The sequence below is a fragment of the Bacillus sp. 11C genome, from assembly GCF_055486375.1.
In genome coordinates this window covers 91,557-109,831 of sequence record NZ_JBUPVZ010000002.1, presented here as the reverse complement: position 1 = coordinate 109,831, position 18,275 = coordinate 91,557, and the positions used below count along the sequence as shown (strand labels likewise).

General features: G+C 44.6%; 19 protein-coding genes and 1 riboswitch. Of the genes, 15 read left to right on the top strand and 4 right to left on the bottom strand.

The features are described 5' to 3' along the window. Positions 1-104 precede the first annotated feature (104 nt). The 7 genes from dctP (at position 105) to ACY3LV_RS03245 (ending at position 7,543) form a co-directional block, all read left to right on the top strand. Positions 105-1,370, top strand: coding sequence for a C4-dicarboxylate transporter DctP (dctP, locus tag ACY3LV_RS03275; RefSeq protein ID WP_148963046.1), 1,266 nt, complete (start codon positions 105-107; stop codon positions 1,368-1,370). Positions 1,371-1,518: 148 nt separating this feature from the next. Then, positions 1,519-2,571: an AI-2E family transporter gene (locus tag ACY3LV_RS03270; protein ID WP_333561177.1), complete on the top strand. Its 1,053-nt coding sequence runs from the start codon at positions 1,519-1,521 to the stop codon at positions 2,569-2,571. A 46-nt stretch (positions 2,572-2,617) separates the two neighbouring features. After that, a riboswitch (cyclic di-AMP (ydaO/yuaA leader) is annotated at positions 2,618-2,749 on the top strand. Between the two features lie 73 nt (positions 2,750-2,822). Continuing rightward, positions 2,823-4,061, top strand: a complete 1,239-nt coding sequence (locus ACY3LV_RS03265) for a dicarboxylate/amino acid:cation symporter (RefSeq protein WP_333561176.1) — start codon at positions 2,823-2,825, stop codon at positions 4,059-4,061. A 91-nt stretch (positions 4,062-4,152) separates the two neighbouring features. Continuing rightward, positions 4,153-5,079, top strand: coding sequence for an ABC transporter ATP-binding protein (locus ACY3LV_RS03260; protein WP_148963048.1), 927 nt, complete (start codon positions 4,153-4,155; stop codon positions 5,077-5,079). Continuing rightward, on the top strand, positions 5,072-5,839 hold the full coding sequence (locus tag ACY3LV_RS03255; RefSeq protein ID WP_333561175.1) for an ABC transporter permease: 768 nt from the start codon (positions 5,072-5,074) through the stop codon (positions 5,837-5,839). The genes ACY3LV_RS03260 and ACY3LV_RS03255 overlap by 8 nt, the downstream gene beginning before the upstream one ends. Positions 5,840-5,933: 94 nt before the next feature. Continuing rightward, entirely contained in the window at positions 5,934-6,269 is a 336-nt protein-coding gene (locus tag ACY3LV_RS03250; RefSeq protein ID WP_333519333.1) for a hypothetical protein, read from the top strand. A gap of 131 nt (positions 6,270-6,400) precedes the next feature. Next, positions 6,401-7,543 carry an acyl-CoA dehydrogenase family protein gene (locus tag ACY3LV_RS03245; protein ID WP_333561174.1) on the top strand — a complete coding sequence of 381 codons (1,143 nt, stop codon included), beginning with the start codon at positions 6,401-6,403 and terminating at the stop codon, positions 7,541-7,543. A gap of 28 nt (positions 7,544-7,571) precedes the next feature. On the opposite strand, the gene fbpB is transcribed toward ACY3LV_RS03245, so the two are convergent. Both fbpB and ACY3LV_RS03235 read right to left on the bottom strand, forming a co-directional pair. After that, the gene (gene fbpB, locus ACY3LV_RS03240; protein ID WP_087992970.1) at positions 7,572-7,751 is read right to left on the bottom strand and encodes a Fur-regulated basic protein FbpB; all 180 of its coding nucleotides are present in this window, start codon (positions 7,749-7,751) and stop codon (positions 7,572-7,574) included. Further along, a complete protein-coding gene (locus ACY3LV_RS03235) occupies positions 7,705-7,869 on the bottom strand; it encodes a Fur-regulated basic protein FbpA (RefSeq protein WP_087992969.1) in 165 nt (54 codons plus the stop codon). Before ACY3LV_RS03235 ends, fbpB begins: the two co-directional genes overlap by 47 nt. Before the next feature lie 247 nt (positions 7,870-8,116). Between ACY3LV_RS03235 and ACY3LV_RS03230 the strand changes: the two genes are divergently transcribed. Next, positions 8,117-8,989 (top strand): cation diffusion facilitator family transporter, encoded by an 873-nt coding sequence (locus ACY3LV_RS03230; RefSeq protein ID WP_333561173.1) that lies wholly within the window; start codon positions 8,117-8,119, stop codon positions 8,987-8,989. A gap of 14 nt (positions 8,990-9,003) precedes the next feature. Here the strand turns inward: ACY3LV_RS03230 and ACY3LV_RS03225 are convergent, their stop codons facing one another. Then, positions 9,004-9,324 (bottom strand): thioredoxin family protein, encoded by a 321-nt coding sequence (locus tag ACY3LV_RS03225; protein ID WP_019713385.1) that lies wholly within the window; start codon positions 9,322-9,324, stop codon positions 9,004-9,006. Positions 9,325-9,477: 153 nt separating this feature from the next. Here ACY3LV_RS03225 and ACY3LV_RS03220 point away from each other — a divergent pair, with 153 nt between their 5' ends. From ACY3LV_RS03220 to ACY3LV_RS03200, 5 genes are all read left to right on the top strand, one after another. Further along, a complete protein-coding gene (locus ACY3LV_RS03220) occupies positions 9,478-10,563 on the top strand; it encodes a D-alanine--D-alanine ligase (RefSeq protein ID WP_148963054.1) in 1,086 nt (361 codons plus the stop codon). A 70-nt stretch (positions 10,564-10,633) separates the two neighbouring features. Beyond that, complete coding sequence (locus ACY3LV_RS03215; RefSeq protein WP_333561172.1) at positions 10,634-12,007, top strand: UDP-N-acetylmuramoyl-tripeptide--D-alanyl-D-alanine ligase; 1,374 nt, start codon at positions 10,634-10,636, stop codon at positions 12,005-12,007. A gap of 401 nt (positions 12,008-12,408) precedes the next feature. Continuing rightward, complete coding sequence (locus ACY3LV_RS03210) at positions 12,409-13,893, top strand: degradosome RNA helicase CshA (RefSeq protein ID WP_148963056.1); 1,485 nt, start codon at positions 12,409-12,411, stop codon at positions 13,891-13,893. Between the two features lie 171 nt (positions 13,894-14,064). After that, a complete protein-coding gene (locus ACY3LV_RS03205; protein WP_087992964.1) occupies positions 14,065-14,544 on the top strand; it encodes a PH domain-containing protein in 480 nt (159 codons plus the stop codon). Next, entirely contained in the window at positions 14,534-16,015 is a 1,482-nt protein-coding gene (locus ACY3LV_RS03200) for a PH domain-containing protein (protein WP_148963057.1), read from the top strand. Before ACY3LV_RS03205 ends, ACY3LV_RS03200 begins: the two co-directional genes overlap by 11 nt. Here ACY3LV_RS03200 and ACY3LV_RS03195 read toward each other — a convergent pair. Next, complete coding sequence (locus tag ACY3LV_RS03195) at positions 16,012-16,611, bottom strand: rhomboid family intramembrane serine protease (protein ID WP_087992962.1); 600 nt, start codon at positions 16,609-16,611, stop codon at positions 16,012-16,014. The two genes, ACY3LV_RS03200 and ACY3LV_RS03195, sit on opposite strands and share 4 nt — an antisense overlap. Positions 16,612-16,705: 94 nt before the next feature. Between ACY3LV_RS03195 and acpS the strand changes: the two genes are divergently transcribed. Both acpS and ACY3LV_RS03185 read left to right on the top strand, forming a co-directional pair. Beyond that, positions 16,706-17,071, top strand: coding sequence for a holo-ACP synthase (gene acpS / locus ACY3LV_RS03190; protein ID WP_087992961.1), 366 nt, complete (start codon positions 16,706-16,708; stop codon positions 17,069-17,071). A 164-nt stretch (positions 17,072-17,235) separates the two neighbouring features. Next, entirely contained in the window at positions 17,236-18,252 is a 1,017-nt protein-coding gene (locus ACY3LV_RS03185) for a LolA family protein (RefSeq protein WP_202328952.1), read from the top strand. Positions 18,253-18,275: the final 23 nt, after the last annotated feature.

Here is an 18,275-nt window from a genome sequence, read left to right as displayed (position 1 = left end):
GACCAAAATGTCCGTTATGATCATAAACTTCCCCACCCTATATGAAAACGCTATCATTCTAGTAAGAAAGACACAAAGGCGAATAGGACAGGGGGATGCAGAATATGAAACTGTTTAAAAATTTAACAGTTCAGGTCATAACTGCGGTCATCATCGGGGTCATTGTCGGGCTGGTCTGGCCTGATATCGGCAAAGAAATGAAACCGCTTGGCGATACATTTATCAACGCTGTTAAAATGGTGATCGCCCCAATCATTTTTTTCACTATCGTTCTCGGGATTGCAAAAATGGGCGATATGAAGAAGGTTGGAAAAGTAGGGGGGAAAGCGTTTATTTATTTCGAGGTTGTCACAACTCTCGCACTCATTATCGGTTTGTTCGTCGTTAATATGATAAAGCCGGGATCGGGTCTTGATTACAGCAAGCTTGAAAAGGGTGATGTATCACAATACACGCAAAATGGCGGTCAGGGAATCGACTGGATTGAATTTGTCACACACATTGTTCCGTCCAACATGGTTGATGCCTTCGCAAAAGGGGACATTTTGCAGGTCTTATTCTTTTCGATTCTTTTCGGAGTCGGTCTTGCGGCATTAGGTGAAAAAGGGAAAAGCGTCATTGATTTCTTCGACAAGATTTCTCACGTCTTTTTCAAAATCATCGGCTATATCATGCGTGCGGCGCCAATCGGGGCATTCGGGGCGATGGCGTATACGATCGGGCACTTCGGTCTCGATTCCATCAAGCCTCTGGCAAGTTTAATGATGTCTGTTTATATTACGATGTTCCTGTTCGTATTTGTAGCTTTAAATATCATCTGCAAGCTTTACGGATTCAGTCTGTGGAATTACCTGCGCTTTATTAAAGATGAGCTTCTGATCGTGCTTGGCACAAGCTCTTCAGAATCGGTGCTTCCGCGTATGATGGATAAAATGGAGCGTTACGGCTGTTCAAAATCCGTTGTCGGGCTTGTCATTCCGACGGGCTATTCGTTTAACCTTGACGGCACATCGATTTATTTATCAATGGCGACGGTTTTTCTGGCACAGGTGTTTGGAGTAGACCTCAGCATTGGCCAGCAAATTACAATTATCCTCGTTCTGATGCTGACATCGAAGGGAGCGGCCGGTGTGACGGGAAGCGGGTTTATCGTCCTTGCCTCAACACTGTCAGCGCTTCAGGTCATTCCGCTGGAGGGTCTTGCACTCCTGCTTGGGGTTGACCGTTTCATGAGTGAAGGAAGAGCGATTGTGAACCTGATCGGAAACGGAATCGCCACGATCATTGTTGCAAAAAGCGAAAATGAATTCGATGAAGCAAAAAGCATAGAGGCTGTTGAAGACATGAAAAAAATGAAAACAGCAGTTTAAGAAATGAGCGGCTCATCCATGGGGCCGTTTTTTTAATTGTTTAAGAATTATTAAGGTAATGACAGAGACCTCAGCATTTTTTTGTTATATAATTTACAGATGGATACTATATTGAATTAAGGACGTTTGTCCTAACAGGGGTGTATAAATGGCCGCTTTAGTTAAATTTTTTCAGCACCCGGGAGTAAGGCGTTTTTCCGTCTTTGTCGTGTTAACTGGTGTGTTATATCTATTTAAGAGCATGATCAACTTAATATTGCTTACCTTCATTTTCACCTTTCTAATGGATCGTTTGGAGTTTGTCGTACGGCAGTTCGCAAGTCGATTCTTCCGCGTAAGCCAGCGGGTTGTCATTACGTTTCTTTACGTGTTGCTGGCTGTGCTGCTTACAGTTGGGGGATTTGTTTTTTATCCGATCGTCGCGGCGCAGATTCAGCAGCTGGCTAAGCAAATTAAACATATTGCGTATCACCCGGACACCATCCCTTTCTTTGATGAGATCACCAGTGTTTTCGGAGATATTAATATCAGTTCATATGTCAAAGAGGGTTTCAATGTGGTGTATACGTATCTGGCCGATATCAGCACATTTGGCTTGCAGGTCGTAATGGCGCTCGTTCTCAGCATGTTTTTCTTATTTGAGAAAAAACGGCTTTCAGAATTTATGGGGAAATTTAAAACGAGCAAACTGGCGGTCTTTTATGAGGAAATTGCTTTCTTCGGAAGAAAATTTGCAAGAACGTTCGGCAAAGTGCTTGAGGCTCAATTTATCATTGCGCTCGTCAACTGTGTTCTGACGTTTATCGCGCTTTGGATTATGCATTTCCCGCAGCTGTTTGGGCTTTCTATTATGGTGTTTTTCCTTGGATTAATTCCTGTAGCAGGCGTTGTCATTTCTTTGATTCCGCTCAGTATTATCGCTTACAGCACAGGCGGCGGAATGTATGTGCTCTACATTGTGCTTGTCATATTCGCCATACATGCGATCGAAACCTATTTCTTAAATCCGAAGCTGATGTCTGCGAAAACAGAACTGCCGATCTTTTTCACTTTCATAGTACTCATTTTCTCTGAGCACTTTTTAGGCATTTGGGGTTTAATTATCGGGATTCCGATCTTTGTGTTTCTCCTTGATATCCTTGATGTGACCAATAAGGAAGAAGGACCTAAAAGATTCCAAGAGAAAAGTAACAAAAAATAGTTTACAAAATTGGTTCTTTTCTGTATAAATAAACTATCATACAATAGTAAGCCACACGCTTAATCCTTTAACTAAGGAGTGGGGGACCCGATCTTTTGGGGTTAATTTTTCGTCAGAAAAACGGACATCTCTTCGTCCGAACCCGTCAGCTAACCTCATCAGCGTGAAGAGAGAATCCAGTGGTTTGATGTAATAGCCAAAGCCCACGGGAGTCTCTCGCGGGCTTTTTTTTAAAAAAGGGAGGAATGCAGATGAAGCTGGCTACAAAGATAATCATTGCATTGGTGCTGGGTGCGGTGACGGGAATTATTCTTAACCTGACATCACCTGAATTATTTGAAAATTTGAATAAGTTTGTATTTGGTCCGCTTGGTACGATCTTTTTAAACCTTATCAAAATGCTTGTCGTTCCGATTGTCTTTTTCTCACTGACACTGGGAGTAGCTGGACTGGGCGATCCTAAGAAGCTTGGCAGAATCGGTTTAAAGGCGATTTCTTATTTTCTCGTCACAACTGCAGTGGCGATTACCATTGCCATCATTTTAGCTCTTGTCATCAAACCGGGAGAGTTTGGAACATATGATACATCGTCTGCCGAATTCACTGCTGAAAAAGCGCCAAGTATTGCCGACACCCTGTTAAACATTATTCCGACCAATCCTGTTCAAGCGATGACCGAAGGAAATATGCTGCAGATTATCGCTTTTGCCATTTTTGTCGGGCTTGGGATTACAATGCTCGGTAAAAAAGCGGATATGCTTCTCAAAGTTGTTGAGCAAGGAAATGAATTGATGATGTACCTAGTGAATCTGGTCATGAAGTTTGCTCCGTATGGCACATTCGGTTTGATTGCGACAGCCGTGGGAAGCCAAGGGTTCAGTGCAATGAAAGCGATGGGCTTGTACATGCTTGTGGTAACCATTGCATTATTGATACATGCAGTCGTAACCTACGGATCTACGGTAGCGCTTATCGCCAAAAGAAATCCGATTACGTTCTTTAAAGATTTCTCAGAGGTTATGGTCGTCGCGTTCAGTACTTCCAGCAGCAATGCGACTCTGCCGGTTTCCATGGATGTGGCACAGAGAAAACTAAAGGTGCCTGAGCCGATCAGCAGCTTTGTCCAGCCGCTGGGCGCTACAATTAATATGGACGGAACAGCCATCATGCAAGGGGTAGCCACCGTCTTCATTGCGCAGGTATTCGGGCATGATCTGACACTCACGCAGCTGCTGATGGTCGTACTGACGGCTGTATTAGCAAGTGTCGGAACCGCGGGTGTTCCGGGAGTCGGTTTGATTATGCTTGCTATGGTGCTTCAATCTGTCGGTCTTCCTGTCGAGGGAATCGGATTGATCCTTGGAATTGACCGCCTGCTTGATATGCTTCGTACAGTTGTAAATACAACAGGAGACGCGGCCTGCGCTGTCATTGTGACAGAAACAGAGAAGAACAAACAGCCTGAGCAAACGTCGACTCTATCGGTTTAACCAAACATTTGGAAGCAACAAATGCTATAATACAAACAGTGCCTAATTGTTGGGCACTGTTTATTTTTTGCCGAAAAAGGAGGAAGGCTTTATGGCTGAGCCGATTTTACATATTAAAGGCCTCGATAAAAAGATCGGGTCTAAACAGATTTTAAAACAGATCAGCATGGACGTCATGGAGGGAGAAATCATCGGCCTGCTCGGCCCGAATGGTTCAGGGAAAACAACACTCATCCGTATCATCGTCGGGCTGTTAAAACAAAACAGCGGAAGTGTGACAATCAGCGGATTCCAGCATGATACAGAGTTTGAACAAGCAATGGAAGCTGTGGGGGCGATCGTCGAAAACCCAGAGTTCTATCCGTACCTGACAGGCTGGGAAAACCTCAAGCACTTTGCGAATATGCACAAAAAAATAGCGGATGAACGGCTTGATGAAGTGGTGGAACGTGTCGGGCTGACGTCAGCGATTCATGATAAGGTCAAAACCTATTCCCTTGGCATGCGCCAGCGACTTGGCATTGCGCAGGCGATTCTTCACGGGCCGAAGCTTCTTATTTTAGATGAGCCGACAAACGGTCTTGATCCCGCGGGTATGAAGGATTTTCGCGATCATATTAAAGAGCTCGCGGAAAAGGAAGGGACAGCAGTCCTATTCGCCACCCATTTACTGCGCGAGGTTGAAGATCTGTGTGACCGTGTCATCATTATTCAAAAAGGCGAGATCAAAGCGGAAGTCAGCTTATATGGAACAGATCAAACAACAGAAAAAGCAATCATTGAAGTGCAGCCGGAAGAAAAAGCACTCAATTGGCTGACAAGCAATCAATATCAAGCTGAGCGGCAAGACGGGGCGATTGTTGTTGAGGTAGCAAAAGAAAACATTCCGGAGCTGAACCGCTCACTTGTCGGACAAGACCTGGATGTATTTTCCGTTATGCCTTACACGCAATCACTGGAAGATGAATTCATAAAAGCGACAACTGCCCATCAAGAGGAGGGAGAAGAGCTTGTCTAAATTAGTTTGGAATGAACATATGAAACTTTTTAATCGGAAGGTCACATTGGTATCTCTTATCTTGATGGCGGTCTTTCAATTTTTCATGGCTTTGATCATTAAACGGATTGTCATCAGCGCCGGGACAGATGAAAATTTCATCGGCTATTTTTCGTATACACCGAGCCTGAACATCCTGCTGCAGGCGTTAACGATCGTGATTGCAGCGACAATTGTTTCGATGGAGTTTGATAAAAAGACGATCAAATTTCTGCTCATTCGTCCAGTTAAACGCCAAAAGATTTTTGGGTCAAAATTAATCACAATTGTGATGGCCAGCTTTTATTTATATTTGGCATACTACATTCTGGCATTATTATTCGGTCTTATCTTTTTTGGCACATCCGTGACTTCAGAATCACAGGCATTGCTGATCAACACTTTGGAGCTGATCGGGTCAAACTGGCTTGAAGCCGTAATGATGGGATTGTTCGGGCTGCTTTGTTCTTCGCTGTTCCGCAACAGTGCGGTAGCTGTCGTCGTTTCTTTTGTCGTTTTATATGGAGCGAGTACACTTGTCCAGCTCATGAAGCTGTTTGAAAACAAATGGGGCAGCTTTTTACTTTTTGCGAACACTGACTTTACCCAATACAGCAGCGGCCAGACCGTGTTGTTTTCAGGCATGACGCCATTGTTTTCGGTGGGAATTATCATCATACATGCCATATTTTTCATTGCCGTTGGCTGGTGGTGCTTCTGTAAACGGGATGTCCGGGTATAAAGGCAAGGAATGACACTTTTGTGAAAAAAATCACGTAAATCAATATCAGCTGATATTTTGGTTTATACTAAAGGTACTGACGGAGGTGTCTCGATTGAGGAACTTTATTACCGCTTTACCGATCGTATTGCTGCTTGGATTCTCATTTGTGTCATTCACTTTTCAATTTGAACATCTTGTTTATTTCAGACTCGCGCTTGGATTGTTTTCTCTCGTGGGGCTGTACATGATATATAAAATGAAGACGGGCATCCGTTATTTTATCATCTATCTGTATGCAAGCTGGATTGTGCTAGCGGCAGTAACCGCTTTTGAAGAGCCGATTTTCTCGAGCTTTTTCTTCGGCGGCCTGGTGATGACAATGGGTTACCTGACATATATGCTGATTTATCTCGGCATGAAACAAGACCGGGATGCAAATCCTGTCTAAACACGCTGTTCCCTAGAGGGAACGGCGTGTTTTTCTATACCGGAAATAAAGGTTAACAGTTGCGGAATGATGGCAGGAAATCTATAATACATATTAAACTTATCGGAATTAAAACCTTGGGGGGCTGCCGGATGTCATTATTTATACAAAACGATCAACAGCGGCAATGGATGGAGAGAATCGGACGGATTGCGGATGAATTTCAGCAAACGGCCGCTGAAGATGACGAACAGGGACGTTTTCCTGCAGAAAAAATACAAAAACTGCGTGATGCCGGGTATACGGCCTTAACATTGCCGGCATCTCATGGAGGAGGGGGCATTTCTGTTTACGATATGCTCCTGTTTCAAGAACGGCTGGCACGGGGAGACGCACCTGCAGCATTGAGCATCGGCTGGCATTTGAGCGTAATAGGAGAGCTCGGAGAAGGAAACAGCTGGGATAAAGATGTGTTTGCGTTTATTGCAAAGGAAGTTAAAAACGGGGCTGTCATCAACAGGGCGGCGACAGAAGCGAACACCGGAAGCCCGACAAGAGGAGGGCGTCCCGGTACAATCGCCGTTAAAAAAGATGGCAAATGGGCAGTGAACGGAAGAAAAACCTTTACGACGATGTCGCAAGCACTGGATTATTTTTTAGTCACGGCATGGATTGAAGAAAAACAATCAACAGGCGTGTTTCTCATTCATAAAGATGATCCCGGATTGTCGATTGAAGAAACGTGGGATATGATGGCGATGCGAGCGACTGGGAGCCATGACCTAGTACTGAATGAGGTCATGCTTGATGAGGAGAAACTGGTGGAAGTGCTTCAAGGTCCTCGAGGGGCAAAACCGAATGGATGGCTTCTTCACATACCGGCGATTTATCTTGGCATTGCTCAAGCAGCACGAGACTATGCGGTGCGATTTGCAGCCGAGTATTCTCCAAACAGTTTGAAGGGGCCGATCAAGGATGTTCCGGCCGTCCAGCAAAGAACAGGCGAAATGGAGCTTGAACTGACTACTGCCAGACATTTTCTTTTCCATATTGCCCAATTGTATGACGATCCAGAGCGCCGCCCTCATTTGAGAAGCGAGCTCGGTGCGGCGAAACATATCGTCACAAATGCTGCGCTGTCTGTTGTCGATAAAGCGATGAGAATTGTCGGCGCCAAAAGCCTAGAACGAACCAACCCGCTTCAGCGCTATTATCGTGATGCGCGCGCAGGCCTCCATAACCCGCCGATGGATGATGCGGTCATCCAAAAGCTGGCCTCAGAAGCGTTTGAGTGATGAAAAAAAAGAGCCTTCCCGGCTCTTTTTATGTATTGTTTTGCTCCTGCAGATTTTTTTGATGCTTGCGGTCGATTCTGTCATAAATGATATTCATCAGCTTTGGGTTGCCCATAATCGCCTCTTTGTTTTCCTGGATCAGCTGCTGGTAGGTTTTTACTTTACGCTTCGACATGCTCTGGTTCCCTCCTGACATGTTTGTATTCACTTTCTAACTCTGTCAGCGACAATTCATATAAATGACGCGTGGACTTTTTGTATATACCATTCTGTATTAACAGATGAATGAGCTGTTTTTTTCTGATTTCTCCAGACTGAGGTGTCATTGTGTCACCAACCTCCAATCAAACGATATTGATAATCATTATCAATTGAACTCAGTATACATTGTCCCCATTAGCCTGTAAAGGTGAAAACAGTCCTATTCTTGCATAAATCTGCAAATATTCAACAGATCGACAAAAAGTTTCCCGGGCAATAATTTGCTGTCGAAATGTCCCTCTCCATTGAATACTGCTGCTATTTTTCATGTTTTGGAACCATACTATGTAACAGAATGGAGGCTGGTATTCAATGGAGCGGACAAAAAATCTGAAAAAGGGAGAAAAAGGGGCGCTCCTCAATATTTTCGCATACGTCATCCTTGCTGTTCTGAAGCTTGTCGTTGGGATTCTCTACCATTCCGAAGCGCTGAGAGCAGATGGATTAAATAACGCAACAGATATTGTAGCGTCAGTAGCGGTACTCATTGGATTGCGTATTTCTCAAAGGCCGGCTGACAACGATCATCCATATGGCCATTATCGGGCTGAAACGATTTCGTCCCTAGTTGCGTCTTTTATTATGATGGTTGTCGGCATTGAAGTGTTAATCGGCGGGGGGAGAGCGATTGCGGGCGGAACAACCGAAACGCCAAGTCTTATTGCGGCATGGACGGCGTTAGGCAGTGCTGTGTTTATGTATAGCATCTATTTATATAACAAAAGGCTGGCGGCATCCATTAAAAGCTCTGCCTTGATGGCAGCAGCAAAGGACAGCAGGTCAGATGCCTTTGTAAGTGCGGGTGCGTTTATCGGTGTGATGTCATCCCAGCTGCAGCTGCCGTGGATCGATCCGGTAACGGCTTTTGTCATCGGTATCATCATCTGCAAGACGGCTTGGGATATCTTTAAAGACGCTTCACATTCATTAACAGACGGTTTTCATTTGAAAGATCTTGAGCCTTACAAACAGACTGTGGGCAGAATTGAGAATGTACATCGTCTAAAAGATGTGAAAGCGAGGTATTTAGGCAGCACAGTTCATATTGAGATGGTCATTACGGTTGATCCGAAGCTTACAGTAGAGGAAGGCCATGGAGTGGCGGATGAAGTAGAAGACAAAATAAAACATGAACACGATGTCACTCATGTTCATGTTCATGTAGAGCCCGACGACATAAAATAAGGCTGTTTAACGAATTAGCTTATATGTTCAGATAAAAATTCAGTCACTTCTTCAGGCGTTTTGGCATTGGCGCTGTGAAGGTGAGCTGTTTTTTCACCGTTTTTGAAGATAAGTAAGCTGGGAATGCCCATTACTTGGTATTTTTCAGCCGGTTCAGGAAGCTCGTCCTTATTCAGCTCATACCAATCGTTTTGATTGTATTCTTCCAAAATATCGCCGATGAACATATTCATGCGTGTGCAGTCTGGGCACCAATCTGCATAAAACTTCACAATAATTTCTTTATCAGATTGAATCAGTTCATTAAATTGTTCGTTTGTTGTGATTTTTTTCATATGTCACATCTCCTTTTCAATGCCATTTTAATATAAAATAAAAATGAATTACATACAAATGCTTTCAGCATCAGCATGCCCAAAAATAATTAGATCATTTTCTCGTGAAAGTGATAAGATAGTAAAGATGAATTGTAGTGGGGGGAGTATCCATTGAAAACAAGTCTAGGATTAGTGTACGGAGGAAAGTCGGCTGAACATAATGTTTCACTGCAGACGGCTCTGGCTGTAATCAAAGCGCTTAATACTGAGAAGTTTGATATACATCCGATTTATATAACTGAAAAAGGCGAATGGGTAAGAGGCGCCCGTTTAACCGAGCCTGTTTCAAATGTGAAAATGCTTCAATTTGAGCAAGGAGGCAGTGCTTTTTCTCCAGCTGCCCTGAATCAGGAGATGTTTCCGCAGGAAGCGTCAGAGCAAAATGAAGCCATCGACGTCGTATTCCCGCTCCTCCACGGACCGAACGGAGAAGACGGTACGATTCAAGGAATGCTCGAACTGTTAAATATTCCATATGTCGGCAACGGCGTGCTTGCTTCCTCAGCAGGCATGGATAAAGTCGTGATGAAACATCTATTCGCGCAAGCCGCCCTAGCTCAGGCTAAATACGCAGCTTTCCTTAAGAAAGACTGGACTCGTTCTCCGGAAGAAAGCTGTGAGCAGGTCGAACAGGAGTTAGGCTATCCTTGCTTCGTAAAACCGGCGAACCTTGGCTCAAGTGTCGGAATCAGCAAATGCCGAAACCGTGAAGAATTGCAAAAAGCGTTCGAGCTTGCATTCCAATATGACCGCAAAGTTGTCGTTGAAGAAGGAATTAATGGCCGAGAAATCGAAATCGGCGTACTTGGAAATGATGATCCTAAATGCTCTGTTGTGGGAGAAATCGCACCGAAGACAGATTTCTACGATTACAAAGCGAAATATGAGGATGGAGATACTGATCTGGTGATTCCGGCAAACGTGACCGATGAGGAATACGCAAAAATCAGTGATATGGCAATTAAGGCGTTTAAAGCGATCGATGGTTCAGGACTTGTCAGAGCGGACTTTTTCTTGACCGCAGACGGCGAAGTTCTGATCAATGAAGTTAACACAATGCCTGGCTTTACTCCTTTCAGCATGTTCCCGCTGCTCTGGAAAGAGGCGGGAGTGGAATACGCTGACCTTATTGAACAGCTTGTGGAGCTTGCAAAAGAACGCCACGCTGAGAAACAATTGATTAAGCATACATTCTAATGAAGATGGACACTGCCGGTAAGAGGGCAGTGTCTTTTCCCGTATACAAAAAGAAAGAGAGGGACCGCACTTGATTAAGCGAACCATAAAAAATATTGCAGAGATGGTCAAAGGCACATTGACAAATCCGCAATACGAACAAACAGTCATTCATGGAGTGGCAACTGATACAAGGAAACTGGAACAAGATCAGCTTTTCATCCCGCTGAAAGGGGAACATTTTAACGGACACACATTTGTGCAGCAGGCTTTTGACGCCGGTGTAGCGGCCGTTCTTTGGGATCGGTCAGAACCAAATCCGCCCGAGAAACAGGCCGTCATCTTAGTTGACGACACCCTTTCCGCTCTTCAGCAACTTGCAAAAGCTTATTTACAGGAGCTTGGCACGCGTGTCATCGGGGTAACCGGAAGCAATGGCAAAACGACAACAAAAGATATGATTCACGCCGTCTTGGGAACCCAGTACCGTGTCCACAAAACAGGAGGGAACTTTAATAATCACATCGGCTTGCCGCTGACGGTTTTAGCCATGCCTGAAGATACGGAGATCGCCGTATTGGAGATGGGAATGAGCGCCAAAGGAGAAATTGACCTCCTGAGCCGCCTGGCAAAACCGGATGCGGCTGTGATTACAAATATAGGCGAATCCCACATGCAAGACCTTGGCTCAAGAGAGGGCATTGCAGAGGCGAAGCTTGAAATCATTAACGGGCTTAAAGAAGACGGAGTGCTGATTTATATCGGGGATGAACCGCTCCTTCAAAAAGCATACAGCTGCCAAACGAAAACGTACGGATCGGGAGCGCAAAATGATTATCAGCTTCAGGATGTCAGCCAGAGTGAAGCGGGAACCCATTTCACAATCAAAGGGATGGGAAAATCGTTTTTTATTCCGGTGCTCGGCAAGCACAATGTCATGAACGCTATGGCTGCGATCGCCGTGGGGGCTTATTTCGGCATCACGGCTGATGACGCGGCAAAAGGACTGAGCGGACTAAAGGTAACTGGCATGAGGCTCGAACTCATCAAAACAGACAGCGGCATTTCGATTATCAATGACGCTTATAATGCCAGCCCGACTTCAATGAAGGCCGCCATTCAATTGACAGAAAGCCTTGAAGGCTACGGAAAAAAAATGCTTGTGCTCGGCGATATGCTTGAACTCGGTGATCTTGAAGAAACATTCCATAAAGAGTGCGGCGCAGTCATCAGCCCTGAAAAAATCGACCGCGTCTTTACGTACGGAAAGCTGGGCGCTTTTATTGCGGAAGGCGCACTGAACCACTTTGAGAAAGAACGCGTCAGCCACTTCACCGAGAAAAAAGATCTCTTTCAAGCCGTGAAGGAAAACGCGTCAAAAGGAGATTTGATTTTATTCAAAGCGTCCAGAGGTATGAAGCTTGAAGAAATCGTTAAAGATTTAATAGACAGCCCGCTTTCATAAAAAAAAATCCTGCGAAAAAAACGCATATTGCATCATAAAATAGAATGATGTGCAAACACTAATGTATGCCGGCCTGAAATAATGTATGTCTGGCTGGCTGCGGCTATGATACAATAAATACAGGTTATTTTGCGATACGAAAAATATTTGTCCGGATTTTCATTCGCCTGCCCGAAGTTCTCCCGCCGGACATTTGGGAGCGGATGAAACAGCAGCCGGCATATTCGAGAAGCCAATCTGCTTCTCATTTTATTGAAAAACAAATAGTGTAATGGTAAGATAAAACTTAGAAGTAATTCGGGCTTTGTATACGTATGGACCTGTCCTTTTTGTGGAAAGGGCAGTTTTTAGTGGTAAATCACGACATTACTGACACAGCAATTAGAAGGAGTTTGAATAATTTGACTATAACGTTTCAAGATTTTAATTTAAGTTCTGATCTCATGAAAGCAATTAACCGTCTGGGATTTGAAGAAGCAACGCCGATTCAGGCACAAACGATACCGCTCGGACTTTCAAATAAAGACGTCATTGGACAAGCGCAAACAGGTACAGGTAAAACAGCTGCGTTTGGTATACCCCTTGTTGAAAAAATTAACCCCGAGTCTCCTGATATTCAAGCAATCGTAATCGCGCCAACCCGTGAATTAGCCATTCAAGTATCTGAAGAATTATATAAAATCGGACAAGATAAGCGTGCGAAGGTTCTTCCTATTTACGGCGGACAGGATATTGGACGACAAATTCGGGCTTTAAAGAAAAACCCGCATATCATTGTGGGAACACCTGGACGTCTTCTTGATCACATTAACCGCCGCACAATTCGTTTAAACAATGTAAACACTGTTGTAATGGATGAAGCGGATGAAATGCTGAACATGGGATTCATTGACGACATTGAATCTATTCTTTCAAACGTGCCGAGCGAGCATCAGACACTTCTGTTTTCTGCTACAATGCCAGCGCCGATCAAACGTATTGCGGAGCGCTTCATGACTGAGCCGGAACACGTGAAAGTAAAAGCGAAAGAAATGACGGTTTCTAACATTCAGCAGTTCTATTTAGAAGTGCAGGAGCGTAAAAAATTCGATACATTGACTCGTCTTCTTGACATTCAGTCTCCTGAGCTTGCGATCGTCTTCGGACGTACAAAACGCCGTGTTGATGAGCTGGCTGAAGCTCTGAACCTTCGCGGATATGCGGCTGAAGGAATTCACGGTGACTTAACGCAGGCGAAACGTATGGTTGCGCTTCGCAAATTTAAAGAAGGCGCAATCGAAGTTCTTGTTGCAACTGATGTTGCGGCTCGCGGACTTGATATCTCTGGTGTTACACACGTGTACAACTTCGACGTGCCTCAAGATCCTGAAAGCTATGTTCACCGTATCGGAAGAACAGGCCGTGCAGGAAAAACAGGTATGGCGATGACGTTCATTACACCGCGTGAGAAAAGCATGCTTCGCGCAATTGAACAAACAACAAAACGCAAAATGGACCGCATGAAGGAGCCTACACTTGATGAAGCGTTAGAAGGCCAGCAACAGGTTACGGTTGAACGCCTTCGCACGGCAATCAGTGAAAACAACCTGAACTTCTACATGACAGCGGCAGCTGAGCTGCTTGAAGATCATGATGCAGTGACAGTGGTTGCGGCGGCTATCAAGATGTCTACAAAAGAGCCGGACAACACACCGATTCGCTTAACAGACGAAGCGCCGATGGTCGGCAAACGCCACAAGAACCAGCGCTCTTCTAAACGCAGAGATGGACAAGGCGGCGGCTATCGCGGCGGAAAAGGGAAAAACAACAACCGTTCTTCCTACGACAAAAAGCGTTCAAACGATCGCCGTTCTTCAGGTGACAGACGCCAGAAAAAATCTTACTAATTCTATCGATTAGAAGCCCAAAACATGTCGTTTTGGGTTTTTTTATGTTTACGACTTGGTATTCAGCAAACTTTCAGCTGACGGAAGCTGTTTTTCTCTGTATGCTTAAGAATGAAACCTTTCTGTATAAGAGACGTATAAGTAAAGATGAAAAAACGGGAGGTAGGTATTTTGAGAGAGCAGCCTAAAAACCAAATCAGTCCAGACGGATTAAAGGTTTGGCGACTTCAAGAGATCATCATATCCGCTGTCTGCTTGCTTATCGTCATAGCAGTTGCAGTGTTAAGCTATTATTTTCATTGGCCGTACTCGATCAGCGGCGTGCTCGGCGGGATTTGGCTGCTGGGTTCAATTGTGACGGTCTTTATCATTCCAAAGATCCGTCATAAAGTGTGGCGCTATGAAGTCCATGAACATGAAATCGATATTCAGTCAGGTATTTTTGTGGTGACACGTGTGATTGTCCCGATGGTCAGGGTTCAGCACGTCGATACGTCACAAGGGCCGTTATTGAAAAAGTACAACCTGGCAACTGTAAAAATTTCCACGGCCGCGACCGTTCATTCGATCCCCGCTTTAGAGATGGAGGAAGCGGATCGACTGAGAGACTCTATTTCCCGTCTGGCAAGGGTGACTGAAGATGATGTCTGAACCGAAACGCCTGCACCCGGCGGCAGTCATTTTGAATTTATGCCATACCATTATTCAAACGATTAAAAATATCATTCTGCCATTCTTTTTTGTGTATATCGTTAATTCAAACCATACGGTCCGTTTTTATGGAGCTATTGCGCTTGGTGTGCTGTTTATCTGGCTTGTGGCCGCAAGTATCATCAAATGGAGAAGGTTTACCTATCGAATCGAAGATGACGAATTCAGAATTGAAGAAGGCTTGTTTGTCACGAAAAAGCGATACATATCGATCGATCGGATTCAAACGATGAATACGAGCGCGGGTGTGATCCAGCAAATCTTTAAGCTTGTGAAGCTGCAAATTGAAACGGCAGGCGGAGGCAAGGAGGCGGAAGCTGTTCTGTCGGCTATTTCTGTTGAAGAAGCCGAACGCATCAAAGAATCAGTCTTTAAGAAAAAAGCAAAAAGTCACGAAAGCGAACACGATGAAGATCTGCTGGAAGCAGAACAGGAGCAGACTCCGGAAGTTGAGCCGCAAGAGCGCTATCGCATGAACATGAAAGAGTTGCTCATGGCCGCCTCTACCTCCGGCGGAATCGGAGTGATTATCTCCGCTGTATTTGCACTTATTTCTCAGCTTGATGAAGTGTTGCCGATGGATTGGTTTTTCGATAAATTCTCCTTCCTTCAGCACGCCAGCATCGGTATTTATGCGGTACTCATTTTTATCGGTTTATTTATCGTCTGGATGTTCAGCATCGCCGGTATGATGTTTAAATACGCGAACTTTCAAATTATAAAAAAAGAGCAGGAATTGGTCATTTCAAGAGGGATTATCGAAAAACATCAAGTCACGATTCCGCTCCGAAAAATACAAGCCATTAAAATCAAAGAAAATATCATCCGCCAGTTATTCGGCTATGTGACGGTGTCCATTGTCAGCGCGGGCGGCGGCGACCGGGAAAAAGAAGAAGGCGCTTTGACGATTCTTTTTCCGATGATTCATAAAAAGAAGCTCCCGCACATGCTTCAGGCCTTTACGCCGGAATACACGCTGGAAGAAAACGTCCGCCGTCTGCCGCGGCGCGCGCTGAAACGATATTTATTCCGCTCCGTCATTTTTTCACTTTTTTTGATCATCCCATTATGTATCTTCTTTCAGCCATGGGGCTACCTGTCGATCATGCTGCTGCCGATTGAATTGTTCTTCGGCTACCTCGCATTTAAGGATGCAGCATGGACGATCAACGGGGAGCGTCTTCAGCTGACGTCAAGGTTTATCGGCAGAACAACCGCGATTGTGCTGAAAAGAAGAATGCAGATTTGCAAATTCAGCCAATCCTATTTTCAAAAGAAAGGCCGTCTGTATACCATTTCTACCGCGGTAAAATCATCAAGCCATATGGAAGAATTAACGGTGAGGGATGTAGGTGAAGAGGATGCGGACTTCATTTTGAACTGGTACTCATATGAAAAAGCGGACGGTTAATACCGCCGCTCTTTTTTTTGCACACATAAAAAGGAGAGAAGAAACCCGCCGCAAAGCCCAAACAGATGGGCCATCATGTTAATATTGGAGTTGATAAACGACATCAGAACGGCAAATGCGAGCAGTGTGACAATCATTTTGGAATGCTCCTGCCCGATCAGTTCTTTGTGAAAAAGAACCATAAACAGATACACGCCGAACAGTCCGAAAATCGCGCCTGAAGCCCCGACATGCACGTAATCAAGCGGCTCTGTCACATATGTGCCGATATTACCGATGATGCCGGAGCCGGCGTACACAAGGAGGAAACGCGCTTTTCCCAGCATACGCTCCAAAGCCGGGGCAAATAAAAAGATCGACATGGAATTAAACAGCAGATGGGTAAAACCGGCGTGCAGCAAAACCGGTGTGATCAGCCGCCACCATTCACCGTTTGCAACGCCTAGATTATAGCCTGTGACGGTATCTCTCCATAACACGACTGAATGGACAGGAAGTGAAAAAAATAGCCAGAGAACAGCTTGCAAAGCCAATATAAAGGTGACAACGGGATAAAGCCTGATAAACGTTTGAAAATTTTCGGTCCGTATAAACATTCCGAGCCCCTTTTCTTCATTTTGGTATTTCTATAGTAACACGTTTATGAGACAAACCATTCAAATAGTACATACGCAAAGGAGGTTATCACCCATGATATACGGCATAGGACTAGATATCACCGAGCTTAAACGGATCGCTTCTATGGCCGGCCGCCAGAAACGATTTGCTGAGCGGATTTTGACGCGAAACGAGCTTGATCAATATGATGAGCTTTCAGAGAAAAGAAAAATCGAGTTTCTCGCGGGCAGATTTGCGGCAAAAGAAGCTTTCTCGAAAGCGTTTGGCACCGGTATAGGAAAACAGCTTAGCTTTCAGGATATTGAAATTAAGAAAGACCAAAATGGCAAGCCTTATATCATTTGCGCAAAACTAAGCCAAGCCGCCGTTCACGTATCAATCACCCATACAAAGGAATACGCGGCCGCGCAGGTGGTGATTGAAAGGTTGTCAAGCTAGTCTGCATATTAGGGGCGCCCCACTCATATATTTGATAGTGCATTAAGGGAGACAAGTTGTTTGAGGCTTTTATGGTACGCATCCGTTCTGCCTAACGTGTACCGAGCGTACCGTTAAAGTCAAACAAGCGATTTCTTCCTTTTACATCAATTGAGAAAAAGGGGTTGAAAAAGGTGAGAAAAAGCTTTGTTTTGCTTTTAACGGGACTGCTTGCTGTCCTTATTCTTTCTGCCTGCGGGCAAAAAACACAGCAAGATATTGTGACCGGGTTAGATGAAAAGGCGAAAGAATATACCTCGTACAAAGCAAAAGCGAAAATGACCATCGAGACAGGGAGTGAGCCTCAAGTATACAATGTGGAAATCTGGCACAAAAAGCCGTCTCTGTACAGGGTTTATCTGGAAAATCCGAAAAAGGACCAAAACCAAGTCATTTTACGAAACGAAAACGGAGTATTTGTTCTCACGCCGTCTTTAAATAAGAGCTTCAGATTTCAAAGCGACTGGCCGAACAACAGCAGCCAGGTCTATCTGTTTGAATCGCTCGTAAAGGATGTTCAAAACGATTCAGATGCGGTTTTCACTGCGAAAGAAAAGAACTACGTATTTGAAACAAAAACGAACTATCAGCATAACAAAATGCTGCCAACGCAAGAAATCACGTTTAACAAAAAAGATATGAGCCCGTCATCTGTCAAAGTCATGGATACTGACCGAAAAGTTATGGTGAAAGTAGAATTCAGCAGCTTCGAATTCAATAAACATTTCGACAAAGAATCCTTTGACGAGAAGAAAAATATGACCCTTTCCCAAATGGACGTTGCCACAAGCGCGAAGCCATCCGATACATTCGCGGTCAAAACGCCGCTTGAACTGCCGCTTGGCGTAAAGCTGCTAGAAGAAAAAGATATCTCTACTGAAGACGGGAAGCGGATCATCATGACCTACGGAGGAGAAAAATCATTTACCTTAATTCAGGAAAAAGCCCAAATTGCCAAGGCTTCCTCCTCAGTTAGGCTGAACGGCGAACCGGTGAATCTCGGCTACACCATCGGCGCCTTGTCGGATGCATCATTATCATGGACGTATGATGGCGTAGATTACCTTCTCTCATCTAAAGATCTTACGAAAGAGGAAATGGTGACAGTCGCGAAAAGCATGCAGGGACAATCATCTAAATAACCGCCAAAGGCCAAACATGATTT

Coding starts and splice junctions, on each gene's coding strand:
- dctP (WP_148963046.1), top strand. CDS start 105: ATGAAACTGTTTAAAAATTTAACAGTTCAGGTCATAACTGCGGTCATC.
- ACY3LV_RS03270 (WP_333561177.1), top strand. CDS start 1,519: ATGGCCGCTTTAGTTAAATTTTTTCAGCACCCGGGAGTAAGGCGTTTT.
- ACY3LV_RS03265 (WP_333561176.1), top strand. CDS start 2,823: ATGAAGCTGGCTACAAAGATAATCATTGCATTGGTGCTGGGTGCGGTG.
- ACY3LV_RS03260 (WP_148963048.1), top strand. CDS start 4,153: ATGGCTGAGCCGATTTTACATATTAAAGGCCTCGATAAAAAGATCGGG.
- ACY3LV_RS03245 (WP_333561174.1), top strand. CDS start 6,401: ATGTCATTATTTATACAAAACGATCAACAGCGGCAATGGATGGAGAGA.
- ACY3LV_RS03235 (WP_087992969.1), bottom strand. CDS start 7,869: ATGACACCTCAGTCTGGAGAAATCAGAAAAAAACAGCTCATTCATCTG.
- ACY3LV_RS03230 (WP_333561173.1), top strand. CDS start 8,117: ATGGAGCGGACAAAAAATCTGAAAAAGGGAGAAAAAGGGGCGCTCCTC.
- ACY3LV_RS03225 (WP_019713385.1), bottom strand. CDS start 9,324: ATGAAAAAAATCACAACAAACGAACAATTTAATGAACTGATTCAATCT.
- ACY3LV_RS03200 (WP_148963057.1), top strand. CDS start 14,534: ATGATGTCTGAACCGAAACGCCTGCACCCGGCGGCAGTCATTTTGAAT.
- ACY3LV_RS03195 (WP_087992962.1), bottom strand. CDS start 16,611: ATGTTTATACGGACCGAAAATTTTCAAACGTTTATCAGGCTTTATCCC.
- acpS (WP_087992961.1), top strand. CDS start 16,706: ATGATATACGGCATAGGACTAGATATCACCGAGCTTAAACGGATCGCT.